Genomic DNA, 25,400 nt, shown 5'->3' on the forward strand with positions numbered 1-25,400 from the left:
TTTCAAGGATGTTATAATAACGTGTCATAAATATTACAAAACTGTTACAATATAGTAAAATAATAAATATCATGTATAAAATAATATTTCATCTTTTTTCTTTATAAATTATACGGTGTTTTTTAATACCTTTGTATTCCAAATACATAATAAAAAGAATATGTCAGAGGCAAAGAGAATTAAAACCGCATTAATTTCGGTTTATCACAAAGAAGGTTTGGATGAAATCATCACAAAACTTCATGAAGAAGGAGTGGAATTCCTTTCAACAGGTGGAACAAGACAGTTTATTGAATCTTTGGGCTTCCCTTGTAAAGCTGTGGAAGACTTGACAAGCTATCCTTCTATATTGGGAGGAAGAGTAAAAACTTTGCACCCTAAGGTATTTGGAGGAATATTATGTCGTCGTGCTTTGGAGCAGGACATGCAACAGATTGAGAAATATGATATTTCGGAAATTGATTTAGTGATAGTTGATCTGTATCCATTCGAAGCAACAGTTGCATCTGGAGCAGAAGAGTCTGCTATCATAGAAAAGATAGATATAGGCGGTATCTCTTTAATAAGAGCTGCTGCTAAAAATTATAATGATGTAGTTATCATAGCTAGTCAGGCACAGTACAAGCCATTTAGTGATATGCTTATCGAACACGGAGCTGTAACTTCATTGGAGGAGAGACGTTGGTTTGCTAAAGAGGCATTCGCTGTTTCTTCACATTACGATTCAGCAATCTTCAACCATTTTGATGGTGATGAAGGATCTGCTTTCCGTTGTTCTTTTGAAGATCAGAAGCAACTTCGCTATGGTGAGAATCCTCATCAAAAAGGATTTTTCTATGGTGATTTGAACAAGATGTTCGATCAGATTCATGGAAAAGAGATCTCTTATAACAATCTTCTTGATATAAATGCTGCTGTTGATTTGATAGATGAATTTGATGAGATAACATTTGCAATATTAAAACATAATAACGCTTGTGGCTTAGCTTCTAGACCAACATTACTTGAAGCATGGACTGATGCACTTGCAGGTGATCCTGTTTCTGCTTTCGGTGGTGTGCTTGTAACTAATGCTGCAATAGATAAAGAGACAGCTGAGGAGATAAACAAACTCTTCTTCGAGGTTATCATAGCTCCTGATTATGATGTAGATGCACTTCAGATTCTTGGTCAGAAGAAAAATCGTATCATCCTTGTTCGTAAAGAGGCTAAATTGCCTAAGAAGCAGTTCCGCTCTCTGTTGAATGGTGTCCTAGTTCAAGAGAAAGATCTTGATGTAGAGACTGAAGCAGACTTAAAACAGGTTACTGAAAAGGCTCCAAGTAGCAGAGAGATTGCTGATATGCTATTTGCAAACAAGATTGTTAAGAATAGTAAGAGTAACTCTATAGTTCTAGCAAAAAATAAACAACTTTTGGCTAGTGGTGTAGGTCAGACTTCTAGAGTTGACGCTTTAAAACAGGCTATAGATAAGGCGAAATCATTCGACTTTGACTTGAGAGGTGCAGTTATGGCCAGTGATGCTTTCTTCCCATTCCCTGACTGTGTAGAAATAGCAGATAATGAGGGAATCAAGGCAGTTATTCAGCCAGGCGGTTCTGTAAAAGATGAACTTACATTTGAATATTGCAATAAGAATGGCGTTGCTATGGTGACTACCGGAATCCGTCATTTCAAACATTAATTAAGAAAAAAATAAAATGGGATTATTCTCTTTTACACAGGAAATCGCAATGGACCTTGGCACTGCCAATACCATTATAACATCAAATGGAAAAATTGTTGTTGATGAGCCTTCTGTTGTAGCACTAGACCGTCGCACAGATAAGATGATAGCCGTAGGTGAAAGAGCAAAGATGATGTACGAAAAGGAAAACCCTAATATTCGTACCGTCAGACCTCTTCGCGATGGAGTAATTGCCGACTTTAACGCTTGCGAGCAGATGATGCGCGGGCTTATTAAGAAGGTTAACATGGGTCGTAGATTCTTCTCTCCTTCTTTAAGAATGGTAATAGGCGTTCCTTCAGGAAGTACTGAGGTGGAACTCCGTGCTGTACGTGATAGTGCAGAACATGCTGGAGGTAGAGACGTATACTTGATATTCGAACCAATGGCTGCTGCCATAGGTATAGGTATAGATGTTGAAGCACCGGAAGGAAATATGATTGTTGATATAGGTGGTGGTTCTACAGAAATTGCAGTTATATCTTTGGGTGGTATTGTTTCTAACAACTCTATACGCATTGCTGGTGATGATCTTACTGCAGATATACAGGAATATATGAGTCGCCAACATAATGTTAAAGTAAGTGAGCGTATGGCCGAAAGAATCAAGATTCAAGTAGGTGCTGCACTTACAGATCTTGGCGATGATGCTCCTGAAGACTATATCGTTCGTGGGCCAAACAGAATTACAGCTCTTCCTATGGAGGTTCCTGTATGCTATCAGGAGGTAGCTCATTGCCTTGAGAAAAGTATTGCTAAAATTGAAACTGCTATACTTAGTGCTTTGGAGCAGACTCCTCCTGAACTGTATGCAGATATTGTTCTTAATGGAATATACCTCGCAGGTGGTGGTGCTCTATTGAGAGGATTGGACAAGAGGTTGACTGATAAAATTAATATACCTTTCCATATAGCAGAAGATCCGTTGCTTAGTGTAGCAAGAGGAACGGGTGTTGCATTGAAGAATGTTAATCGATTCTCTTTCCTTATGAGATGATATAGAAAATGAAATTCAATTTTTGATGAAGAATTTATTGAATTTTCTTATAAAGTATAATTACTGGTTCCTTTTTATTTTATTAGAAGGAATCAGTTTTACTTTATTATTTCATTTCAACAGTTATCAGGGAAGTGCCTTCTTTACTTCAGCTAACTATTTTACTGGGAATGTTTATCAGGTTCAGAATGAACTGACAGGATACTTTCACCTAAGAACTGTCAATAAGGAGCTGGTAGAACAAAATACTGAACTCTCTTTGCAGCTGCAGACCTATCGTGACAAACTTATGGACCTTACTCAGGATAGTACTGGGCTAGTCAGAATGAAGCAGGATGTGCTGATGGATTATGATATAATTGGTGCAAATGTGATTAACAATAGCATCACGTTCAATGATAACTACATCACAATAAACAAAGGTGAGGCAGACGGAATAAAGAGTGAAATGGGTGTTGTTGGTGGTACAGGTGTAGTGGGTATAGTATATATTACTTCAAAGCATTTCTCAATAATAATTCCTATACTTAACTCAAAGAGTAACATAAGTTGTAAACTTAAAAATAACGAATATTTTGGTGCTATGATATGGGAAGGTGGATCTTCTCAGTTTGGATTCATAAATGATATGCCACGTCATGCCGAGTTATCTGTAGGAGATACTATAGTTACAAGTGGACATAGTGCTGTATTCCCTAAAGGATTACCTATCGGTACAGTACACAATATAAATAATAGTCAGGATGGATTGTCGTTCAAACTAAAAGTGAAACTGTTTACAGACTTTGCTAAGTTGCATGATGTACGAGTCATATCCAGAAAAGATGTAAGTGAGCAGATTGAACTAGAAAACCAGATAGAACAGAAATAATAGTTTAATGATAGTTTATTTAAGAAGAGTTGGGCTGTTTGTTGGATTGATACTGTTGCAGGTATTAATACTGAATAATATCCATATATACGGATATGGAACCCCTTTTTTATATATATTTTTCTTGTTGATATATAGCTCTAACGCAAGCAAGAATACTTTGATGCTGTGGGCTTTCTTCATAGGACTTATTATAGATACATTTACCAATACACCTGGAATAAATACTGCATCGGCTACCTTTCTGGCATTTATCAGAAATCCTATATTGAACTCATTCACACTTCATGATAATAATGAGATTTTCGAACCAGGTATATCATCTATGGGATTAAACTCCTTCATAAAGTATATTGTTGCCTTAACTCTTATATTCTGTATCTGTTTGCAACTATTGAATTCTTTTTCTTTCTTTGACCCTATTCAACTATTAATTAAGATATTAACAGATACTTTGTCTACAGCAATTTGTATTTTATGCGTTGATGCAGTCTGGAGGAGATAACAGTGGAAAGAGATTATAATCTTGAAAAGAGGAAGTATGTTATAGGAGGAGCAGTTATTGTTATTGTTCTTGTATATCTTATTCGCCTTTTTGCCCTTCAGATTATGAGTGATGACTATAAGAAGAATGCCGATAGTAATGCTCTTCTTAATAAGATACAATATCCAAGCCGTGGTGGTATATATGACCGAAACGGTAAACTACTTGTATACAATCAGCCCTCTTATGATATTACAGTTGTTCCTAATGAGATTAAAGATCTTGATACTTTGGACTTCTGTAAGACACTCAATATAACTCCTGAGTTTCTGAGAAAAAGATTCGGCGAGATCAAAGATAGACGTATAAATCCAGGTTATTCCCGCTATACCAACCAGGTACTGATGACTCAGTTGTCAGCAGAAGAGTGTGGTGTGTTTCAGGAGAAATTATTTAAATTCCCGGGATTTTATATTCAGCGTCGCTCAATTCGACAATATAATTATGGATCTTCTGCACATGTACTTGGTGATATTGCTGAGGTATCTAAGGCAGATATAGCCAACGATGATTACTATAAAAGAGGAGACTTCATAGGGAAGCAAGGTGTCGAAAAATCTTATGAGACACAGTTAAGAGGAGTGAAGGGTGTGGAGATTCTTCTGCGAGATGCAAGAGGAAGAATTCAGGGTAAATATATGAATGGTAAGTATGATAAGACCCCTGTACCCGGAAAAAACCTGACCCTTGGCATAGACATCGAACTTCAGATGCTTGCTGAAAGACTTATGCAGAATAAGATTGGAAGTATAGTGGCTATTGATCCTCAGACAGGTGAAATACTCTGTATGGTATCTACTCCTACGTTCGACCCACGAATGATGGTGGGACGTCAAAGGGGTAAGAATCATCTTAGTCTTATAAGAGATTCATGGAAACCTCTTCTGAACAGATCTATTATGGGTGTTTATCCTCCCGGTTCTACATTCAAAACGTCTCAGGCTCTTACCTTTTTGCAAGAAGGTATAATAAATACTCATACACAATATCCATGCTATCATGGTTTCGTTCACGCCGGACTACGTGTAGGATGCCATTCACATCCTTCACCATTAAGTGTTATCCCATCTATAGAGACATCATGTAATTCTTTCTTCTGCTGGGGACTATACCACATGATGGGTAATAAGAGAAAATATGGTTCTGTACAGAATGCTATGTCTACATGGCGTGACTATATGGTATCTATGGGATTCGGATATAACTTGGCGTTGATTTGCCGGGAGAGAAGAGAGGTATGATACCTAACGCACAGTATTATGACAAGAATTACCGCGGTTCATGGAATGGACTTACTATAATATCTATCGCTATCGGACAAGGTGAGGTGTCACTCACTCCACTTCAGATAGCAAACCTTGGAGCTACAATTGCAAATAGAGGATACTATATCACTCCTCATGTAGTAAAAAGTGTTCAAGGTGAACCTCTTGATCCTATTTATGAAGAGAAACACTACACAAAGGTTCAAAAGGAGCAATATGATATAGTTGTTCAGGGAATGAGATCTGCTGTACTTGGAGGAACTTGTAGAGGTGCTGATATCCCTGGTATTGAGGTGTGTGGAAAGACTGGTACAGCTCAGAATAGAGGCAAGGACCATTCAGCCTTCATGGGTTTTGCACCGATGAATAATCCCAAGATAGCTATTGTAGTTTATGTTGAAAATGGAGGATTCGGAGCTGTTTATGGTGTACCTATTGGATCACTTATCATGGAGAAATACTTAAAAGGAGCACTCTCTGAAGCCAGCGAGGCAAAAGCAGAGATAATACAAAATAAAATTATTGATTATGGCACCCACCAACGTTAATTTATGGAGATCAGTTGACTGGCTAACAATAAGCATCTATCTGATTCTTGTTATTTTAGGATGGTTCAGTGTCTGCGGTGCCAGCTATAACTATGGAGATTTTGACTTCTTTAGTTTCGATTCTCGTGCCGGAAAGCAGTTGGTATGGATAGGATGCTCGCTCTGTCTTGGCTTTGTATTGCTCATGCTTGAGGATAAGTTGTATGATATGTTCTCATATATTCTTTATATAGGAATGATGTTCCTACTATTAATAACTCCTTTTTTAGCAGAAGATACTAAGGGTTCTTACTCATGGCTTAAGTTTGGTCCTATAAGTCTCCAGCCTGCGGAGTTTGCAAAGTTTGCAACGGCATTAGCTTTAGCTAAGTTCATGAGTTCTTACAGTTTCAATATCGAAAAGACCAAACACTTTGCAGCAGTTGTTGCTATTATACTGTTGCCTATGTTTCTGATAATCATGCAGCGAGAAACAGGATCGGCATTGGTCTATCTTGCATTCTTCTTTATGCTTTACCGTGAGGGAATGCCGGGATCTATACTTTTTGTTGGAATATGTGCTGTAGTATACTTCGTTGTTGGCATAAAATTCAGTACGGAGATGCTAGCCGATGGGGCTACAGTTTTAGGTGATTTCGCTGTTTTGTCATTGATAATAATTCTTTCGTCAATATTGGTGAAGGTGTACTGTAACAAGACATCTGTCTTTCTATACATACTGTTTGGAGGCTCTTTAATCACAGGCTTAGCGTTGTTAGTAAGCAATTATTATCCTTTTGATGTTGCTATAGTTCAGTATGTCATATGTGCCATACTTGTTTTTTATCTGATATTTCTTTCTCTTCGTGATCGTATGAAGAACTATTTCTATATAGCCCTTTTCGCAATTGGCTCTGTAGGTTTCTCGTACTCTGCAAGCTACTTGTTTGAAAATGTTCTTGAAGATCATCAGCAGATAAGAATAAAGGTTGTGCTAGGTATGGAAGAGGATCTTACTGGGGCTGGGTATAATGTGAATCAAAGTAAGATTGCAATAGGTTCAGGAGGTATGTTTGGAAAAGGTTTCCTTAATGGAACGCAGACTAAGCTTAAATATGTACCTGAGCAGGATACTGACTTTATATTCTGTACTGTGGGAGAGGAACAAGGCTTTATTGGCTCAGCAGCTGTAATGCTATTGTTTACGATTCTTATATTACGTCTAATAGTTCTTTCAGAAAGGCAATACAGCCGTTTTGCGCGAGTTTATGGCTATTCTGTATTAAGTATATTCCTATTCCATATGTTCATTAATATAGGTATGGTTATTGGACTTACACCTGTTATTGGTATTCCTCTGCCATTCTTCAGCTATGGTGGATCTTCTTTATGGGGCTTTACTATACTTCTCTTTGTATTCTTGAGGATGGATGCAGCTAGAAAGAGAAACTAAGAGAAATTCTACTTTTCTTAAACACGACTGCCATAAATTAGAATTCATATCAATAAGTTTCGGACACTAATCAGTTTGAAACTTTAATCAGTTTGATTCCAAAATCTCTTATCCCAGGTAGGTTTTTATCCCTCATTATATGGCGTACAGAAATCTTAGCTTTATTTGAATTGGTAACAGTAAACTTCTTAGTCAAAAGAGAATCTTTTTGATATAGTCCCGAAATACCTTTGCCTAGCCAGTTGCCTTCTTTGTCAGCTAGAATAAGTTGAATGCTGTCACATTTGATTTTTTTTGAGTCAGTGAAATTGTTCGCAACCTCAATCCAAATATTCTTGTATTTATAAATACCGCTATGACGTATACCAACCTCAATTATATATTCTCCTTTCTCCAAATTTGAAGGAATCTCGTATGAAAGGGTATCACCCTTATGCCAGCCACCAGTTGATGTAGAGCAATAAGAGTGATATTTTGTATTGCATTGGCAAGAAGCCAAGGATAAAGTAAACAGAAGAATTATATAACTATTGATTTTCATTTTTAGGTTTATTGTTACCTTGACGATTATCTACAGGATTATTCTGTCTATTCTCTCTTTGATTGTTATTCTGCCCATTGTTATTTTTATGAGCAGATTGTTGGTTACCATTTGAACCACCATTATTCTGATCATTATGCCTGTTTTCTCTATTATAATCTTTTGGAGGACGTTGTCCATTCTGGTTTTGGTTCTGATTTTGATTATGGTTTTGAGGTCTGTTATTTTGGTTCTTTTGACCTCTGTTATCATTATTGTTTTTAGGGTTGCCTTGTTTTGCTACCTCCCTATTATTCTTGTTATTGTTCTGGTTTGCAGCAATATTATTCTGCTGGCCATTTTCTCTCTGTTGTTCTCCTCTTGGTTGATTACCATTTGGTCTATTATTATCATCTTGATTTCTTCTCTTCTTGTTCTTTGAGTTCTTTCTCTTATCAAAACGAGTTAGACTTTCTTGTTCCAACAAATCCATTGATTTAGAAGGCTCTTGTTTAGTCTGTTCTATCAAAGATTCCGGCTTTTCCCCACGACGGTTCATATTTATAATGTCAAAGGCTCTTTTTGTTGAAATAGTCACAGCGTTAGCAAGGAAGTTCTTGTCGGTTGAGTATGTTATCTGTCCCTTTAATATATCAGCCTTAAAGAAGAAGAAAGTACTGTCGAATGTTTCGAGTTGTATTTCTCTGCTTGGGAATCTCTTTTGAGCCTCTACATATGCATCAACTTCATAATTCATGCAACATTTCAGTTTTGCACACTGTCCTGCAAGTTTCTGAGGATTCAATGATATATCCTGAAATCTTGCAGCAGTAGTAGATACAGAACTGAAACTAGTAATCCATGTGGCACAGCAGAGTTCTCTTCCGCAAGGACCAATACCACCTATTCTACCAGCTTCTTGTCTGGCTCCGATTTGTTTCATCTCAATTCGAACATGGAATGTCTCTGCCAAGACCTTGATAAGCTGACGGAAGTCTACTCTTTCATCTGCTATATAGTAGAATATTGCTTTATTTCCATCTCCTTGATACTCCACATCACCAATCTTCATATTCAAGTTCAGATTCTTTGCAATCTGTCTTGATTTGATCATAGTCTCGTGCTCTTTAGCTTTAGCCTCTTCGTATTTCTCCATATCCACAGGTTTAACTTTTCTGTAGACACGCTTAATTTCGACTTCAGGTTTAAGATTGGCCTTCTTCATCTGTAGAGGCACTAATCTGCCTGTCAGAGTTACTACACCAATATCGTGGCCTGGGCTAGCTTCAACAGCAACTGTATCTCCCTTTTCTATTTTGAGCTTGTTGCTATTGATGAAATATCCTTTCCTGGTATTTTTAAATTGAACCTCTACCATATTCTGCTCGTCTGAGTTCCCAGGGACATCAGAAAGCCAATCATATGTGTTCAGTTGTTTATCTTGTCTTCCGCAGCCTTTACAATCCATGCAGCCACTTCCGTTCTTTAATTTGAAACAATTACCCATAATATCTATATATTATTTTTGTATAAGAAGCACAATCATCTTTAAAGAAAAATCAAAAAAGACCATTTTAGCATTTACATTCTGTTCTATATGCGATTGTGCTTCGCTTAATTCATTCATTATGCCAAATATATTCTTTTCATTTATAAAAGGAGCAAATTTTTGAGAGAATTGCTTTTCAGAGCTGCTCATATAGTTCAGTTCATCTTTGTGAAAATTGTATATGAAATTCTCTCTAATCATGTTCTGGCAATAGGTAAGGAAATTTTTTTGTCTCTCCCTTCCCATACTTGCAAGAGTCTCACTCCATAGTTTCATCTCACGTATCTTGCGTGCATAGCATAGCCTCATAAGACTGACAAACAGGTCAAAGAATTCTTTGTGCTCATCATTTGTCTGGATAGTATCTATAGCTTTAAGCACGCTGCCTTGTGATGCGTGAGCTATCTCTTTTGCGCTTATCTCCTCAATACCAAATCGATTTGTAATCATATTTGTCATATCATACTCAGATATGGCTGGCAGATTAAATCTTTGGCATCTGCTTAAAATTGTAGTAAGAAGAGTGTCAGGTTGTTCAGAGATAAGTAAGAAAATGGTCATTGAAGGTGGCTCCTCCAGTATCTTAAGCAGCTTGTTGCTACATTCGACATTCATCTTTTCGGGTAGCCATATTATTACGCACTTATATCCTCCTTGACTGGATTTGAAACTAAGTTTCTTAAGAATCTCATCGCTCTCGTTAGAATATATTATTGCTTGTTGGTTCTCAACTCCCATTTCCTTAGTCCACTGATTGAGTGTAAAGTATGGGTTATTCAGAACAAATTGTCTCCAAGTCGAAATATAGTCATCACAGACCACAGGCTTAGAGGCACCTTTTTTCTTAACCACCGGGAATACAAAGTGGAGATCCGGGTGAATAAGTTTATTGAATTTAATACAATTTGGACAAGTACCGCAAGCATCATCATCGCTTGGGCTCTGGCAGTTTATGTATCTTGCATAGGCTATGGCAAGAGGCAGCTTCCCCACTCCCTCAGGACCACAGAATAGCTGTGCATGTGGGATACGGCCCTCTTTTATCTCATTGATAAGCCTTCTTTTTGCTTTTTCTTGTCCAATTATATCTTTAAAAAACATCTATCAGTAAATATTCTTTGCTATTTGTTTAACACTATCTACTGCTCCCACAGTATAGAAATGTACACTTGGTACTCCACATTTGATAAGTTCCTTGCACTGGTTTATAGACCATTCTATGCCAAGCGCTGTGGTATCATCATCATTCTTACATTTCAAAGCCTCTGCAGCAAGTTCTTGTGGTAAATCAATCTTGAATGTTTTAGGAATCATACTCAATTGATTAAGTTTACGGAATGGCTTAATTCCTGGGATAATAGGTACGTTTATACCCTCTTTTCTAACTCTCTCAACAAAGTCGAAGTACTTCTGGTTGTCAAAGAACATCTGTGTAACAGCATATTCTGCACCAGCCTCAATCTTTTTCTTGAGCCAGTAAATATCTTGATCCATATTTGGTGACTCTTCGTGCTTCTCCGGGTAGCATGCAACTCCGTAGCTGAAAGGAGCTCCTGGAGATTTGATAGGAGATCCGTCTTCAAAGAGTCCTTTGTTGAAATTGTTAATCTGATACTCTAATTCCAAGGCATGACTATATCCTTCAGGCTCCGGTACGAATGAAGATTCATGTTTTGCTTTGTCGCCTCTTAGAATGAGCAAGTCTGTTATACCTAGAAACTGAAGATCAAGCAGCACATATTCGGTATCCTTTCTGCTGTACCCACTGCATAGAATATGAGGGACAGTTGGAATATTGTATCTATTTAAAAGAGCAGCAGCAACAGCTACAGTACCAGGACGTCTGCGTTCACGTGATCTTTGGAACATCCCGTTACCTAGATCCTTGTATACATATTCACTTCTATGAGTTGTGATGTTGATATACTTAGGATCAAACTCCAAAAGTGTCTCAACGTTATTATACAATTTATCTATTCCGGTTCCCTTTAATGGAGGTAACAACTCAAAAGAAAATGCTGTCTTATCTGAATTTTTTATTAAATCAACTATTCTCATTATGCTTGATTCTCAATTTCATAAATACATATTTGGACAAAAATAAGAAAATTATTGCATTAATTTGGGATGGATTCTCAATATTTTGAGAACTTTTGTCCATAAATAGAGCATAGTTAATGGAGCTATGTGAAAAAACATGAATTCGATTTACAATAAAGGCGAGTCAATAACTCTATTAATAGTGTTATCGATATAGTTTAAGCCGATCAACAAGTAATCAAATTCCCTATTGAGATCATTTTCCCAAAATTTATGGATGCATTTCTTTATTAAATCGAATGTTTTTGTGTAGATAAAAAATATTTATCTTATTGCTCTATAAGAAAGGTGTAAGGACATTGGCAAACCAACCTACAAATTTTTTCCACGGAGTACGTTTATCATAAATCTCTTTTGTTAGTAATGTACTCTGACTCTTGTCATTATTGAATGTGTTGATTAATTCACTAGCGACTTTTTTATTGAAAATTACGGCATTTACCTCATAGTCATATCTGAGACTTCTACTATTCAAGTTTGTACTACCCACTGTGCAGTATAGGCCGTCTATCATCATGATTTTTGCATGATGGAAACCTCCGTTGAAGATGTAAATTTCAGCACCTTTCTTTCTCAGTTTGTTTACATTGTAAAAGGCCGCATCAGGAGTAAAATAGATGTCCGACTTACCAGGAATCATAATTTGTACGTTAACTCCTCTTTTCAAAGCCTTTTCCAGCGCTTTTTGAATAGAACTTGTCGGTACGAAGTATGGATTAATAATCTGTATTCTCTCTTTGGCGGAATTTATAGAGTTAACATAAAACTCTCTCATTATCTTAGGAGTCTTGCCAGGCCATCTGTCAAGAATAGCAACATTACATCCATTGATTACTGGTGCATCTATGCTATCTTTATATTTATTGAAGTCACTATCTATCTTTTCTTTAGTGATTTTTTCCCACATAGAGATAAATATATCCTGAAGATTTTTTACTGCTTCCCCTTCTATCTTGACATGCATATCTCTCCAGTCACCAATCTTTGGTAAACCGGTAATGTAGTAATCAGCTATATTCATACCTCCTGTATAGCCAATCTTTCCATCTATGATAATGATTTTTCGGTGATCTCTCTTCAGTACATGATTAATCCATGGGAAACGTATCGGGTCATATTTAATAATTTCTACTCCGCTCTCTCTAATAGCTTTCAGATGACTCTTTTTAAGCGGCTTATTATTTGACATATTACCGAAAGCATCGAACAAAGCTCTAACTTTTACTCCCTCTCTAGCCTTTTGAGCTAACAATTCAAAAAGAGTTTTTGCTATGGAGTCATTCCTAAAGTTGAAATATTCTAGCTCAATTGAGTGTTTTGCCTTCCTTACCTCATCAAACAGATCATTAAACTTCTCTTTACCACTTTTTAGTAACTTAACCTTGTTGTTGGAAGTGATAGGTATTCCCTCTTTCTGAAGGATATCTATCATCATCGAATCGCTGGTATAAGTATCTATAGAGTCATTAATCTGTGAATATGCATTTGTGTTATTCAGTAGAGAAATGAACAATAGAAAGAGAATTAATTTACTTTTACCCATTAAAATGTAGTTTGATTAGTGCAAATTTACCTATATTTTCAAAAAAAAATGCAAAGTATCACTTCTAATTAAAATCTTTCGCTACATTTCCCCATTTCATCGACTCTTTTATTGAAACAACATGATGTGAGCTTACTCCTGATAAATATATGATAGGATATCATATAACTATTGTTTGTTGACAAAGGTTGCTAATTATCAGGTAGATAATCTAAGCCTCTCTATTATAACAGTCCTTCAGTTTATTACTAGAAATAAAAGATTTCGGGTAGAACGGATAAATGAGTTCCTGTATTACTTTTCTTATCTTAAAATGCAATTTCCACATTATTACTTTATATATTTTATCCTGTTCATTAATAATTACAGGAGTTTTGTTTTAGTTTTGTTCTATAATTACCATTGCAAAACGATAATCAATGATACCAAATGCTATAGTAAAAGGTTCATCTATGTGGAACTTGTGGCATGGATGCCATAAGGTTAGCCCAGGTTGTATGAATTGCTATGTTTATCGAGGTGATGCTAAGCGTGATGTAGATAGTAACATTGTTACAAAAACAAAGAACTTTGATTTGCCTATAAGAAGAAAGAGAAATGGAGAGTATAAGATTTCCTCTGGTACTCTCTTGTATACCTGTTTTACTTCCGATTTTTTTATTGATGATGCTGATGTTTGGCGAAATGAAGCTTGGAATATGATACGTGAACGCAATGACCTTCATTTCCTTATTATCACAAAACGTATTGACCGTTTTTCCCAGTGTGTACCTAATGATTGGGGAGACGGATATGACAATGTTACAATCTGTTGTACAGTAGAGAATCAGAAGTATGCTGATTATCGGTTACCCATTTATAAGGACTCAGCAATTAAGCATAAAATTATAATTTGCGAACCCTTATTAGAGGGCATTGATTTAAATCCATTTAAGATAGGAGAGTGGATTGATCAGGTTGTTGCAGGAGGTGAGTCCGGCAGTCAGGCTCGAGTATGTGATTATAACTGGGTACTCAATTTGCGAAATACATGCCTCTCCCAGAATGTATCTTTCTGGTTTAAGCAGACAGGCGCACTGTTCTTTAAAGATGGTAAGACATACTCTATCAAACGACAGTTCCAGCATTCTCAGGCTCGAAAAGCTAGAATAAATATTGAGTCTGGGTGTGAATAGCCTACAAATATTTAGAAATCAAGAACAGCTTTTCTTATCTTTATTGCAGATAAAGATAAAATACATAAGGATACAAGCCGTCAATGCCATTACTGCACCAAAGTAGAAAGGTATTTGATTATTTATGTTATCATACATCCATCCACCCAAAAAACTGGCAGGAAGAAGTGTAAGACCAAGGGTAGCATGGTATAGTCCATAACCAGTACCTTTCATCTCTTTTGTTGTAATGTCAGAAATAAACGATTTTTGGCTAACATCAGTAAGTGCACTATAAATGCCGTAAAGAATAAAAAGCGGTATAAAAGCAGTAAAACTATCACAATATCCAAAGAAAAGATAAGTAATAGCATAAACAGCAAATCCTAGAGATATAAGCTTTTCACGTCCAATTTTGTCAGACAGTTTTCCAATAGGAATTGCCAACAATACCGACGTCGCATTAAAAATCATGTAGATAAATGGTATCCATGCCTTTTCAATACCTGTTTCATAAGTCTTTATTAGTAGTAAGGCATCGGAAGAATTGCCTAAGGAGAAGATAAAACTATCATCATAAAAAGATAATAACGTTTTGGTAGTAGTTTTATAGATACTATATCTTTCTTTTTCTTGTCAGCAGACTTCAACTCTTTTATTCCAATAATCACAACCAATACACCCAAAACCGCTGGAATGGTAGCCCACAGAAATATACTGTGATAATTATTTGGCATAAGGAATAGAGCTAAACTCGCAAGTAGTGGACCAATAATAGCACCACTATTATCCATAGCTTTTTGGAACCCAAAGTTCTTGCCAATCTCTTTATTGCTAATAGAAGCAGCAATCAGGCTATCTCTTGGGGCAGCACGCAGTCCCTTACCTATTCTTTCTGAGAAACGGGCAATTAAGACTTGAAATGGAGCTGTTACTAAAGCATAGAAAGGAGTGACAATCGCCGTAATTCCATAACCCAAAACCATAAAAGGTTTTTTACGTCCTATTTTGTCGCTCCAATAACCAGATGCCGCTTTTAGCAGAGATGCTGTACTCTCTGCAATTCCTTCAATCAAAGATATAGTTGTTTTCGATGCGCCGATAGACATCAAAAATAATGGCATAATACTATAGACCATTTTTGTGGAGATATCAGTAAAAAAACTGGTAAGTCCTGTAGCCATCACATTACGATGAATTCCAGAAAGCAATCTTATCTTCATAAGTATATTATCACATTAAACAATATATTTTCTTATTTTACTAGAACAACCATTACTTGCTGTTTGACTTTCGAACTATTTGATGATGAGCTATTTTAAATTAAACTACATCTCATTAGTCTAAATTGCTTTACACTATTTTGAGTTCGTGAGTAAAAAAATATTCTCGTTGCTGCAAAATAGTAATTTTCATTTAGATAATATAGGCTTAATTTGAAAAAGTATTAATTTCAGCCTGTACTTTATTGGGATCAATCTTGAAAATAAATAAGGTTGCTTAATTTTGTAGAACTCTTCATCCATATTTTGTCGCCTTTTTCCAAATGCTAATGTTTCCAATTAATTAATTTTGCACCATATGGAAAGTTTCAGAATAGTATATCCTTCTGCTTTGCTAGCTTTATACGTTAAACATTATTGGTTCTTGGAGACCGATGATGTTCTAACTTCTCAACGTATTATCCCGACAGGAAATGTAGAACTGATATTTCATAGAGGTGAATCAATGATGAATAATGAAAGAATTATTCCAGTCTCATCTATCTCTGGACAATCTTTTTCTTTCACCGACTTACATCCCATGGGAAAGGTGAATATGATTGCCGTGGTATTCCATCCGTTCGGTGCTAAGGCTTTTTTAAATATGCCAATAGGGGAGTTGGCTGATTCTGTTGTTTCGGCTGGTGAAGTTGATATAAAATTGAATGAACTTGAGGATAAAATTCTTAATGCCAAATCAGATGATGAATGTGTCAGCCTTATAGAAAACTATCTTATAAAAAGTTTCAAACCTTACAAAGAACATAATTATTTGAGATTGCTCTCTGCCATCAATGTTGTAAATACACCTGATGAGAATATGTCTGTTATGAAACTAGCCGATAGTGTCTGCCTTGAAAAGAAACAGCTGGAGCGTACTTTTAATGATTATATAGGAATATCTCCCAAGAAGTTCATGAGGATAGTTCGTTTTCAGAGAGCCCTTTATATCCTTCAGAACAATCCAAGAATCAGTTTTACCCAGTTAGCTTATGAAAGTGGCTATTATGATCAATCACATATGACCAATGAGTTCAAGCTGTTTTCTGGTTATTCTCCTACTCAATATATATCTATCTGTGCTCCAAACTCTGATTATTTCTCTTATTAGTCGCGTTTTTCCAATTTTATGCTTTTTAGAGTTACCATCTTTGGAATGTCATTTAAATTATAAAATATGAAACCATTAGTAAAATTTATTGAGATTCCTGCAGCCGATTTTTATCGTGCTGTAAAGTTCTATGAAACCTTATTCAATCTGAAGATGTCGGTATGTGATTGTGGTGATATTGAGAAGATGGCTTTCTTCGGAGATTTCTCTCTAGAGCCAAATATCGCGATATCTTGGTCGCCAAAATTTCATCCTTCAAAAGATGGTCTGCTTGTAAGTTTTTCTGTAGACAGTATTGATACCACCTTGTCATTGGTGAATGAGAATGGTGGTAATACAGTAATTGATAAAACAAAAATCCAAGCCGATGGAATGGGCTATTTTGCAGTTTTCGTAGATAGTGAAGGGAATAGCATAGGGCTTTATTCTGATAATTAGTTCTGTAGAGTAGAAACGACTTTTGGAATATATCTGCAATTCAGCCGAAGTATTTTTTATGGAACCAAGAAGAGGAGTTCGTATGAACTCCTCTTCTTGGTTATCCGCTTGATATCTATTCTTGATCCAATTATTTGCGGCCTTTACTATTGTAAGTTTCTTAATTACAATACTTTAAAGAAATCATTATCAGGGTTCATTTTGTATGGATTACCTGCATTAAATTCAAGTATAGCCATATTGAATTGGGGTTGTGATATTGTGGATAGAAAATCCTCGTCTTTATCGGAATAAGCAATGAAGGCAAATTATGCTAATAGGACTAATGTAAGTCCAACCATATAATTTAATATTTCATATCAAACAATTTATATTTGGCGCTATTCTGTAAATCACTTAATTCTTTATCAGTCATTTGTACGTATATGGAAACCCCATAGATTTCTCTGTTATTACTTCTTACTCCCAACGAATGTACCATACAAAAACTTGGTTGGCTTCCTAGAGTCCAACCTGTTACCTGAAGGTATTTGTCGGATTCTAATAACAATACAGTTCTTGACGAACCATTATATCTATTGTTGAAACTATATGATATGACGTTCTTCTTAACTGCGCCAGCTTCTGCATCTGAATGATAATATGTTGTCAATTGAGTTTCATTGTCAAAATAATAATAAGTAGGACTTACTCCGAACATGTTACTGTAATAATCGTTTGAAAGTCTTTTTCCGTTCTCGTCAATTTCCCATGTGCCATAGTTCTTCCAACCATGTCCAATGAACATTTGGTTGAAATCTTCTTTACTTATTCCTCCGCCGTCTCCGAAACATCGTCCATTATCGTCATAATCATAATTATTTCCATGATTATCCAAATAAGTTTTCCATTCCGAAAAAAGTGGAGCATCGTCTTCATCGGAACATGCTGTGAAGGTGAATGATGCGAATAGAACTAACGTAAGTCCGATAAATGATTTAATATTCTTCATATCATTTTAATTTTATTTCTTATTAAATGCTTTTCTATTGAAATTACTGCATGGGTGCAATGCTATTTTAATAACTTTCTATCGTTATCGTCTTCAAGCACTTTCATTTGCTGAATGGCTATCTGATTGAGTTTAAGGAGTCGCTCGCCTTGTGGAAGTCCTTGTTCAATAGTAAGCCTTCGGTAAAGTACGTCTAATCAGAAATAAGTAGCAACTTGCACCAAGTTTGTTCAACTTGGAAGAACTTGATGCAAGTTGGGACTATTTTATTCGAGTTGGTTTTAATTTGAAGAATCAGTTCTGTTTTCCCAGTTCATGGGTAATAGTTCCTTGATATCCATCTTTGATTCTTTGTATACAGGTAATTTTCTTAAGATATCAGTCATCCATTCTCTTGGATCAACTCCGGCAGCCTTACAGGAACTTATTAAGGAATAAATTATTGCTGCACGTACTGCTGATTCGTCATTTCCACAGAAAAGATAGTTTTTCCTGCCGATGGCTAAAGGCCTTATTGCATTTTCTATGAGATTATTGTCTATATTTATCCTTCCATCATTGACATAACGGGCAAGACGTGGCAGGAGTGTATAATTATATTGTATGGCTTTCCCCATTCTGCTGCCTGGAAGAACTTTTAACCATGCATCGCTAAGCCATTTTTCAAATTCACAGATAATTGGATACGCTTCAGTCTTACGTTTGTCTTTCCTTTGATCTGCTGTCATTTTCATATCATCGGCTACACTCTCGATATGATACAGTTTATTGATATATACAAGGCCTTGTGTGGCTTTCTGATTATCTTCCTCAAGTGCTTCTACAAATTTACGTCGTGCATGAGCCCAGCATCCATAGAGTGTTATACCTTCAATCTTTTCAAAGTCATCATATACATTATAGCCATCAACTTGTAAATTTCCATGATAACCAAGCAGAAGTCTGTGGGCTGTAGCCTTGCTTCTTGAACCGAAGTCATAGCTAAAGCATACCGATCCGTGCAATGCGTCTCTCACGCACCACATATAGCCCTTTACCGTACGATGTTTTTCATTGTCTATCACAGGAATTGTGCTCTCATCAACCTGGATATATTCACTTGAGAGTATCTCTGACTTTAAAATGTCATACAGTGGCTTTATCCTTTCGCATGTGGCACTGAACCAACCGTTCATGGTAGAGTCATTGAAGACAATGCCACTTTCACGGTACTTTTGGATGACCCTATAGAAAGGAAGGTGATACATAAACTTGTCAAGTATGATATCTGTCAGGACAGATGCACCTGCAATGCACTTGTCAACAGGCGCTAACGGCATAGGAGCGATTTCAAAGGCTTTCCTTTCCGGACTTTTTATCTGTATATCAGATTTGAGTACATATTTATGGCGTATTATTTTCCTGATGTATACCATTGCCGGTATTCTTTCAAGAGAATCGCTTATTTCGGGAGCAAGTTCACTGTATTCATCTGCGTTTATTCCTTGCGGATATATATGCTCTTCCTTGACTGGCAGTTTGGATGTATCAAGAGGTTTTCTGGAAGGTTTCTCCTTTGTCCGACCTATTATCTTGTCTATGTTCTTCTGCTCTGCAGAGACTTCAGCTTCAAGCCTTGCCTTCTCTTCCTCACTCATCTGCTCAGGAAACAAATTCAGTTGAAGCTCATCAGGATTAAGCGGAAGGTGTTTCTCGCTCATACTGCCAAAAACTTTCTTACGGAGCCACGCAAGCTGGCTTTCAAGGCTGCTTACCAAGTTCTTCAGACGTTCATTTTCTTGCTGTAGGGCTATTACTTCCGCTTCTGTCATTTTCGTGTTTTATTATAGCACAAATATAATGATAATCAACCTATTAAACAAATTTATGTAAATATAATTACTACTATAACTGCATGTTTCTCAGATGCACGAGACGATTCTGACGACTATCTGCCTTTTCCATAATTCCTTCAACCAAGAGCACAAGATCACGCCATTGCATGACATATGATGAAGAAGTGACAAAAGACAGGTCGGGAAGTGCAAAGGTCCCTCTTTCAAGCATCTTACTGTATATTACCATACCTCCCGGTTCCCAATGAAGGAGTTTTATGCGGTTACGATGCTTGTTTATAAAAATGAAAACATCGCCATTATGGGGATTTGCACCCATGATATTGGTCACAAGTCCGCTTAATGTATGGAAACTCTTTCTTATATCCGTTGGTTCGCTGAACAGCAGATAACGGTTACTGTCACCCAGGCTAAACATGATGTGTGGCTGATAAGATGATACTTTCGAGTTGAGAGTTGTTAAGCTCGCCATGTATTCTCATGATGGTGCCGTTTGCAGATTGTAATTCAATATTTATATTACTACATTTTGTTTCATCTGAGGCTCTTTTCGCATGAGCACATTTTCTAGTAAGATCAGGACAAGGAATGAAATTACCTTTATTCCCTATTTCTAATAACTCATTATTGTTGTTTTTTACATACTTGCTTTTTGCCTCATAAAAACGCCATGGTGTTATTCCTAATTCTTTCAAACGGTTCTTAAAGCTTACATTATTATCTTTGCAATAAAGAACTATGGAAGCTATTTCTTCTTTTGTCATCATAATTTTTGTTTTGAGGCAAAAATAAAAAGGAAGTAATTATGATAAAAGATGCATTTAACCGAAGGCTTACAACTGTTCAACCGATCATGATTCATTGATTCACGGATCATGATTCATTGCTCAACCGATCACGATTCATTGACGAATCGATCATGATTGGTTCATTATCCGATCACGACAGGTTTTATTACACTAACCGATAAACAGGATTGTTATTTCAGCTTAGATTCAAAACTTTTTAATTTTAGAGGCTCACTCCGTAACATTTGAGATTTAACGGATCAATTCCAAAACAACCTAAAATATCCGCTGAGTCTGAAAAAGCAATATAGAAAGTAAATGTAAATAAAAGATATAGGACAGAAATGGCAATTTCTGCCCCATCAATTAAATTTCGGAGTATACTAATGCAAAAGTATTGAATAATGAATTATAAAAACTCAAGATGTCATTTAAAGGATTTTGCAAATCTTTGAATGGACTATTCACATTATATATTATATCTTTAATCGTATTTTGACCATTTGCCATTTCCCATAGATAAATATGCTTTCCTTTTATCAGAATCTCTTCACCTGCTAAGGTTTCAAAAGTATAGCAGTTTCGATTAATATCAAAATCTAATTCCCAAAGTCCAACAGGATAGAAGTCTAAATCTATGTTATCAATATTTTTAACTATATATCGTTTCTCAAATAAGTTATAATATGACAAAATAAAAATATAAGAATAAATAGTTACCAACCAAGAATTTATATCGAAACGAATTCCGTAATTTTTAGAATAATATCTATCATTCATTATACGTCGGTCAATAACCTCTTTACTTAAATTAAATATATTACTTTTATAAAATTCGACAAACTCTTTATTATAGAAAGAATTCATTCTATCTAATTCATGATAAGATATATATTTAGAATGACATATAATCTCTCTAAATTGATGCATGCTTAATTCAAATTCATTATCAATAACCTCTATATTATATTTTTCAGGATTATCACCAATAGGAGTACCTTTGAAAGGAACTAAAAATGAATACTGAATCTGAGAATTGAAATTAGCTAAATAATGTAACTCTTTTGTAAATTCCAGTGTTTCTAATAAGGTATCTTTAGTTTCCTCTGGGCAACCAAGTATAAGATTCCCTGTTATTCGTATGTCTATATCATTGATGGAACCAATTTCTTGAAAAACTCGTTTCAATTCATCTTTTGTGATTTTCTTATTCATTGCATCAAGAACCTTTTGGGAACCAGATTCAATTCCCACTTGTAAGATAATCATTCCTGATTCAGCCATAAATCGAACTAGTTCTGGGTGTTTCGCTAATACATTAACTCTTCCTTCAGCAAACCAATAAAAGTCAAATCTTTCCCTCAACTTATTAATAATCTTACACATCTCAATTATACGAGACTTTGTTGCTGTAAAAGTATCATCACCAAATATTATAAATTGACTCTTGGTATTAAGTAATAATGACTCTAAATCTTTATAAATATTTTCTGGACTTCTCATCCGATGCTTTTGTTTTAAGTTACCTTCAACACAAAAGATACATTTATATGGACATCCTCTACTACCTACATAAACATTATTCTCTAAATTAATTCTGTAGAGAAAATTATTCACTTCTTGTGTAGTACAAGAATCAGGGACATGCCAATAGTTAATGTCATTAATTATACTATAATCAAATGTTGGAATCGCATTTAAATCAATAACTTCAATGTCTTTATTTGAAATAATATGGTTCTGTTCCCTATAAGTAACACCTCCAATATCTTTGAGTGCTCCTGTTTTGTTCAGAAAATAGTCTAATATCTTAACTAATTTGATTTCCCCTTCATGGCGAATTATAACATCGGCTTTACAATTTTCCATAATTTTTAGATCATTAAAGGATGCTTGTGCACCACCTAATATTATCGGAAGATTAGGAAACTTTGATTTTATTTCATTAACGACATCGTAAACAAATTTTACATTATCACCATGGGTACTGATTCCAATAGTCCCAATATTTAAGCTCTCGATTTCAGATAATAAATTTTCAATAGTGTATTCTGGCAATAATTGTAGATTAAATATTTTATAATTGTAGCTAAACTTCTTTAGAACTGCTCCTATAGGATATATATATCCTAAAAATGAGGTCAATTCAAATCCAGAAAAAAAACCATCTAGAAATAATATATCAATTCTTTGCTTTGCTTCCATCACTTTATACTTTTAACATTCGTGTATAATTTAACAATCCTAAGCACTCTAGCTGAGAATAAAAATCAAGAATATCTTGCTTGATTATTTCATATGAAAGACTCTCTTGTTCTGCAATTCTTATTATAATAGTATTGAGAGTCGAGTATCTCTTTGTTTGTTCTACAAATTGAAATTCTAACTGATTTAATAGCCTGATAGCCTGCCCATCTTTACTAAGGAAAGGATTTATTTGAATAAAGGGTTTATTATCCTTATTATATTCTATCACAGAGTGAAAAACAGGCCTGTATTCTAATATATTGTCAGTAATTTCAAATGAAAATTTTAATAGTCTATGATTTCTTGTGTTATTATATATACTTACGAGTGGAGTTCTAGTTAAGTAATATGTAAAGATCTGTGTATTTAAACCGAATAAATTTATTTCAATTTGTTTTAATTGATTCTGAAAAGACATCTTCGAAATATTCTGCTGCATAAATGATACAAATTGAGAATGGATATATTGCTTTAATGTCATCATTTGCTGTCTAGTTATAAACTCTGTATCTTGAGCCTCTCTAGTTTTCTGCAAAATATTATTAGAATAGTACGAGACATTAAATTCGACACATGAAACATTATTTAGAATTTCTGAAGAATAATTTATAAGTTCATTTATGGTGTCTATAGATTCATATTTAGAACCAATTATATAATTAATGACAATTGATGGAATACCAATAGATTCTAACTTTTTTAGTGAATGAATTAACTCTGATTTATTATAGGATATATTCAAATCATCTAATATTTGGTCATTAACATGCTCTAAAGGAACAAATATCTGTCCTAAATTAGATTTTTTTATATTATTTATTAGCTGCTCATTGTTTACAATTTCAGGTAGAGATTCAGGTAAAATAGTACATGCCCAAGTGAATTTATTATTTACTAAATTTGTATTTACCAAATACTCAAAAAACATACAGAACTGGTCAAGATCAGAAGTCCAACAATGAGTACCAATTATAAATTTCTCTAGCTTTAATTGCCCTATTAAATATTCAACTTCATTGACTAAATCTCGGCTATTTCTTGATGAATAAAATGAATTTTTCATATTACAAAAAGAGCATAACCTATTACACCCAAACCCCGAATCAATACTTACAGTATAAGGATGAGCTGTTTTATCAATAAAATGCCAATATTCATAAGTATCTATTAATGTTTTAATATTTTCTAACTCAATACCTAGTTGCATCTTCTCTAAGATATTGAATAGATTTATTTCATGATTTTGTGTATTATCCCATAATAATAGATCATAATTTGCAGATAAGGTTATTGATGAATTTTCAGATAGAATAAAAATTTCCGGTATATGACTATCTAAATGTAAATTATAGATATTATTCAAATTAAACAGCTCACCTCTTATTATGCAAGAATCAGGTTTTAATGCCTCTATCGTTGAATACAATAAAGATTTATTAAAACAATTATCTCTCACATCTATAAAGCAAATATTGACTCCCTTCTCCTTTAAAACAGTAGCAATCAAAGCTGAATATTGATCAATAACATTTTTTTTATAAAAGTTTTTTGTTAATGAATAATCCCCAATTCCTGTTAAAATTAAACATGATTTGATTTTCATAATACTTTCTATGATTTATTTATTTTAGCATGTGCTCGTTTTATGATTATGATAGTCCCTGCGATAATAAAAGGAAGGCTGAGTAACTGTCCCATATCAATAAAGAAAGTTTCTCTCATAAAAACTTCAAACGACTCTTGCACTTCTTTAAAATATTCTATTATAAAACGAGATAAGAATATAAAAAAGATTGAAATACCAAAAATTACACCCGATTGATATTTATCTTTTATTATAAAATAGAAACGGTATAAAACAAGAAATATAATTAGATAGATAAATGCTTCATACAATTGAGCTGGATGTCTTGCTGCATTATCTATTTTCATAAAAACAATACCCCATGGGGCACTTGTAGGTTCACCTATGATCTCAGAATTAAAAAAGTTTCCTACTCGGATAAAAAAGCCAGTAAGGGGAGCGACTAATGCCAATTTATCAAATGTATCCCATATACATACTCTTTTCTTTTTAGAGTATAATAATATAGAAATTATAATACCTATAGCCCCTCCGTGACTTGCTAATCCTGCATAACCTGTTAGGTGATAATTGCCTAAAGCATCCTTAGAAATTGGCAGTAGCATTTCCAATGGATGTGACAAAAAATAAGACGGATCATAGAAAAAACAATGCCCTAGTCTTGCTCCAATAATTACACCAAACACAATATATAAAAACAAGCTATCTAATAAATCCTCTGATTGCTTTTCTTTTTTATATATTGATTTTAGTACAAGCCATCCAGCAGCGACTCCAATAGCCCAGCACAACCCATAATATCTCAATTGAAAACTTCCTAGTTCTAAAAAAATGGGATCATTATTCCATACGATAGATAAATTCATTTTATTTATTTTTTTGTTTAAGATATAA

Annotated in this window: 22 protein-coding genes and 2 pseudogenes; 9 read left to right on the forward strand and 15 right to left on the reverse strand. The window is 34.9% G+C overall.

Features of this window, described 5'->3' with window-relative positions; all coding sequences use genetic code 11:
* Nucleotides 1-160 precede the first annotated feature (160 nt).
* The 6 genes and pseudogenes from purH to rodA all read left to right on the forward strand — a co-directional run bounded on the left by purH (nucleotide 161) and on the right by rodA (nucleotide 7,383).
* Entirely contained in the window at nucleotides 161-1,684 is a 1,524-nt protein-coding gene (gene purH, locus JCM15092_RS06325; protein WP_024993926.1) for a bifunctional phosphoribosylaminoimidazolecarboxamide formyltransferase/IMP cyclohydrolase, read from the forward strand.
* Nucleotides 1,685-1,700: 16 nt separating this feature from the next.
* Nucleotides 1,701-2,723, forward strand: a complete 1,023-nt coding sequence (locus JCM15092_RS06330) for a rod shape-determining protein (RefSeq protein ID WP_024993927.1) — start codon at nucleotides 1,701-1,703, stop codon at nucleotides 2,721-2,723.
* 25 nt (nucleotides 2,724-2,748) lie between these two features.
* On the forward strand, nucleotides 2,749-3,594 hold the full coding sequence (mreC, locus tag JCM15092_RS06335) for a rod shape-determining protein MreC (protein ID WP_024993928.1): 846 nt from the start codon (nucleotides 2,749-2,751) through the stop codon (nucleotides 3,592-3,594).
* 7 nt (nucleotides 3,595-3,601) lie between these two features.
* A complete protein-coding gene (gene mreD, locus JCM15092_RS06340; RefSeq protein ID WP_024993929.1) occupies nucleotides 3,602-4,099 on the forward strand; it encodes a rod shape-determining protein MreD in 498 nt (165 codons plus the stop codon).
* 2 nt (nucleotides 4,100-4,101) lie between these two features.
* Nucleotides 4,102-5,951, forward strand: a pseudogene (gene mrdA / locus JCM15092_RS15220) (penicillin-binding protein 2).
* On the forward strand, nucleotides 5,932-7,383 hold the full coding sequence (gene rodA / locus JCM15092_RS06350; protein ID WP_024993930.1) for a rod shape-determining protein RodA: 1,452 nt from the start codon (nucleotides 5,932-5,934) through the stop codon (nucleotides 7,381-7,383). The pseudogene mrdA and the gene rodA overlap by 20 nt, the downstream one beginning before the upstream one ends.
* Nucleotides 7,384-7,453: 70 nt before the next feature.
* Here rodA and JCM15092_RS06355 read toward each other — a convergent pair whose 3' ends face one another.
* The 5 genes from JCM15092_RS06355 to cls all read right to left on the reverse strand — a co-directional run bounded on the left by JCM15092_RS06355 (nucleotide 7,454) and on the right by cls (nucleotide 13,095).
* The gene (locus JCM15092_RS06355; protein WP_024993931.1) at nucleotides 7,454-7,924 is read right to left on the reverse strand and encodes a gliding motility lipoprotein GldH; all 471 of its coding nucleotides are present in this window, start codon (nucleotides 7,922-7,924) and stop codon (nucleotides 7,454-7,456) included.
* The gene (locus JCM15092_RS06360; protein WP_024993932.1) at nucleotides 7,911-9,410 is read right to left on the reverse strand and encodes a PSP1 domain-containing protein; all 1,500 of its coding nucleotides are present in this window, start codon (nucleotides 9,408-9,410) and stop codon (nucleotides 7,911-7,913) included. Before JCM15092_RS06360 ends, JCM15092_RS06355 begins: the two co-directional genes overlap by 14 nt.
* A gap of 12 nt (nucleotides 9,411-9,422) precedes the next feature.
* Entirely contained in the window at nucleotides 9,423-10,553 is a 1,131-nt protein-coding gene (locus JCM15092_RS06365) for a DNA polymerase III subunit (protein WP_024993933.1), read from the reverse strand.
* A 3-nt stretch (nucleotides 10,554-10,556) separates the two neighbouring features.
* Complete coding sequence (gene metF, locus JCM15092_RS06370) at nucleotides 10,557-11,510, reverse strand: methylenetetrahydrofolate reductase [NAD(P)H] (RefSeq protein ID WP_024993934.1); 954 nt, start codon at nucleotides 11,508-11,510, stop codon at nucleotides 10,557-10,559.
* 319 nt (nucleotides 11,511-11,829) lie between these two features.
* Complete coding sequence (gene cls / locus JCM15092_RS06375; protein ID WP_024993935.1) at nucleotides 11,830-13,095, reverse strand: cardiolipin synthase; 1,266 nt, start codon at nucleotides 13,093-13,095, stop codon at nucleotides 11,830-11,832.
* A 419-nt stretch (nucleotides 13,096-13,514) separates the two neighbouring features.
* On the opposite strand from cls, the gene JCM15092_RS06380 reads away from it, so the two are divergent.
* Nucleotides 13,515-14,270 carry a DUF5131 family protein gene (locus JCM15092_RS06380; RefSeq protein ID WP_034541648.1) on the forward strand — a complete coding sequence of 252 codons (756 nt, stop codon included), beginning with the start codon at nucleotides 13,515-13,517 and terminating at the stop codon, nucleotides 14,268-14,270.
* 18 nt (nucleotides 14,271-14,288) lie between these two features.
* On the opposite strand, the gene JCM15092_RS17335 is transcribed toward JCM15092_RS06380, so the two are convergent.
* Nucleotides 14,289-14,864 (reverse strand): MFS transporter, encoded by a 576-nt coding sequence (locus JCM15092_RS17335; protein ID WP_369384647.1) that lies wholly within the window; start codon nucleotides 14,862-14,864, stop codon nucleotides 14,289-14,291.
* Nucleotides 14,801-15,472 (reverse strand): MFS transporter, encoded by a 672-nt coding sequence (locus tag JCM15092_RS17340; RefSeq protein ID WP_204367510.1) that lies wholly within the window; start codon nucleotides 15,470-15,472, stop codon nucleotides 14,801-14,803. The genes JCM15092_RS17335 and JCM15092_RS17340 overlap by 64 nt, the downstream gene beginning before the upstream one ends.
* Before the next feature lie 358 nt (nucleotides 15,473-15,830).
* Between JCM15092_RS17340 and JCM15092_RS06390 the strand changes: the two genes are divergently transcribed.
* Nucleotides 15,831-16,622: an AraC family transcriptional regulator gene (locus JCM15092_RS06390; RefSeq protein WP_024993937.1), complete on the forward strand. Its 792-nt coding sequence runs from the start codon at nucleotides 15,831-15,833 to the stop codon at nucleotides 16,620-16,622.
* Between the two features lie 66 nt (nucleotides 16,623-16,688).
* On the forward strand, nucleotides 16,689-17,060 hold the full coding sequence (locus tag JCM15092_RS06395; protein ID WP_024993938.1) for a VOC family protein: 372 nt from the start codon (nucleotides 16,689-16,691) through the stop codon (nucleotides 17,058-17,060).
* A 346-nt stretch (nucleotides 17,061-17,406) separates the two neighbouring features.
* Here JCM15092_RS06395 and JCM15092_RS06400 read toward each other — a convergent pair whose 3' ends face one another.
* The 8 genes and pseudogenes from JCM15092_RS06400 to lgt form a co-directional block, all read right to left on the reverse strand.
* A complete protein-coding gene (locus JCM15092_RS06400) occupies nucleotides 17,407-18,051 on the reverse strand; it encodes a hypothetical protein (RefSeq protein WP_024993939.1) in 645 nt (214 codons plus the stop codon).
* A 62-nt stretch (nucleotides 18,052-18,113) separates the two neighbouring features.
* A pseudogene (locus tag JCM15092_RS17500) lies at nucleotides 18,114-18,221 on the reverse strand (KilA-N domain-containing protein); the annotation flags it as partial.
* A gap of 111 nt (nucleotides 18,222-18,332) precedes the next feature.
* A complete protein-coding gene (gene tnpC, locus JCM15092_RS06405) occupies nucleotides 18,333-19,862 on the reverse strand; it encodes an IS66 family transposase (protein WP_024993940.1) in 1,530 nt (509 codons plus the stop codon).
* A gap of 73 nt (nucleotides 19,863-19,935) precedes the next feature.
* The gene (gene tnpB, locus JCM15092_RS06410) at nucleotides 19,936-20,304 is read right to left on the reverse strand and encodes an IS66 family insertion sequence element accessory protein TnpB (protein ID WP_024993941.1); all 369 of its coding nucleotides are present in this window, start codon (nucleotides 20,302-20,304) and stop codon (nucleotides 19,936-19,938) included.
* Entirely contained in the window at nucleotides 20,297-20,653 is a 357-nt protein-coding gene (locus JCM15092_RS06415) for a hypothetical protein (protein ID WP_024993942.1), read from the reverse strand. The genes tnpB and JCM15092_RS06415 overlap by 8 nt, the downstream gene beginning before the upstream one ends.
* Nucleotides 20,654-21,040: 387 nt before the next feature.
* Nucleotides 21,041-22,879 carry a B12-binding domain-containing radical SAM protein gene (locus JCM15092_RS06420; RefSeq protein ID WP_024993943.1) on the reverse strand — a complete coding sequence of 613 codons (1,839 nt, stop codon included), beginning with the start codon at nucleotides 22,877-22,879 and terminating at the stop codon, nucleotides 21,041-21,043.
* Nucleotides 22,880-22,883: 4 nt separating this feature from the next.
* Nucleotides 22,884-24,524 carry a radical SAM protein gene (locus JCM15092_RS06425; protein WP_024993944.1) on the reverse strand — a complete coding sequence of 547 codons (1,641 nt, stop codon included), beginning with the start codon at nucleotides 24,522-24,524 and terminating at the stop codon, nucleotides 22,884-22,886.
* 8 nt (nucleotides 24,525-24,532) lie between these two features.
* The coding region (gene lgt / locus JCM15092_RS06430; RefSeq protein ID WP_235782289.1) for a prolipoprotein diacylglyceryl transferase at nucleotides 24,533-25,400 on the reverse strand (868 nt) is incomplete at its 5' end.

It is taken from the genome of Phocaeicola paurosaccharolyticus JCM 15092 (assembly GCF_000613805.1).
GTDB classification, from domain to species: domain Bacteria; phylum Bacteroidota; class Bacteroidia; order Bacteroidales; family Bacteroidaceae; genus Phocaeicola; species Phocaeicola paurosaccharolyticus.

Coding starts and splice junctions, on each gene's coding strand:
- purH (WP_024993926.1), top strand. CDS start 161: ATGTCAGAGGCAAAGAGAATTAAAACCGCATTAATTTCGGTTTATCAC.
- JCM15092_RS06330 (WP_024993927.1), top strand. CDS start 1,701: ATGGGATTATTCTCTTTTACACAGGAAATCGCAATGGACCTTGGCACT.
- mreC (WP_024993928.1), top strand. CDS start 2,749: ATGAAGAATTTATTGAATTTTCTTATAAAGTATAATTACTGGTTCCTT.
- mreD (WP_024993929.1), top strand. CDS start 3,602: ATGATAGTTTATTTAAGAAGAGTTGGGCTGTTTGTTGGATTGATACTG.
- rodA (WP_024993930.1), top strand. CDS start 5,932: ATGGCACCCACCAACGTTAATTTATGGAGATCAGTTGACTGGCTAACA.
- JCM15092_RS06355 (WP_024993931.1), bottom strand. CDS start 7,924: ATGAAAATCAATAGTTATATAATTCTTCTGTTTACTTTATCCTTGGCT.
- JCM15092_RS06360 (WP_024993932.1), bottom strand. CDS start 9,410: ATGGGTAATTGTTTCAAATTAAAGAACGGAAGTGGCTGCATGGATTGT.
- JCM15092_RS06365 (WP_024993933.1), bottom strand. CDS start 10,553: ATGTTTTTTAAAGATATAATTGGACAAGAAAAAGCAAAAAGAAGGCTT.
- metF (WP_024993934.1), bottom strand. CDS start 11,510: ATGAGAATAGTTGATTTAATAAAAAATTCAGATAAGACAGCATTTTCT.
- cls (WP_024993935.1), bottom strand. CDS start 13,095: ATGGGTAAAAGTAAATTAATTCTCTTTCTATTGTTCATTTCTCTACTG.
- JCM15092_RS06380 (WP_034541648.1), top strand. CDS start 13,515: ATGATACCAAATGCTATAGTAAAAGGTTCATCTATGTGGAACTTGTGG.
- JCM15092_RS17340 (WP_204367510.1), bottom strand. CDS start 15,472: ATGAAGATAAGATTGCTTTCTGGAATTCATCGTAATGTGATGGCTACA.
- JCM15092_RS06390 (WP_024993937.1), top strand. CDS start 15,831: ATGGAAAGTTTCAGAATAGTATATCCTTCTGCTTTGCTAGCTTTATAC.
- JCM15092_RS06395 (WP_024993938.1), top strand. CDS start 16,689: ATGAAACCATTAGTAAAATTTATTGAGATTCCTGCAGCCGATTTTTAT.
- JCM15092_RS06400 (WP_024993939.1), bottom strand. CDS start 18,051: ATGAAGAATATTAAATCATTTATCGGACTTACGTTAGTTCTATTCGCA.
- tnpC (WP_024993940.1), bottom strand. CDS start 19,862: ATGACAGAAGCGGAAGTAATAGCCCTACAGCAAGAAAATGAACGTCTG.
- tnpB (WP_024993941.1), bottom strand. CDS start 20,304: ATGTTTAGCCTGGGTGACAGTAACCGTTATCTGCTGTTCAGCGAACCA.
- JCM15092_RS06415 (WP_024993942.1), bottom strand. CDS start 20,653: ATGATGACAAAAGAAGAAATAGCTTCCATAGTTCTTTATTGCAAAGAT.
- JCM15092_RS06420 (WP_024993943.1), bottom strand. CDS start 22,879: ATGGAAGCAAAGCAAAGAATTGATATATTATTTCTAGATGGTTTTTTT.
- JCM15092_RS06425 (WP_024993944.1), bottom strand. CDS start 24,524: ATGAAAATCAAATCATGTTTAATTTTAACAGGAATTGGGGATTATTCA.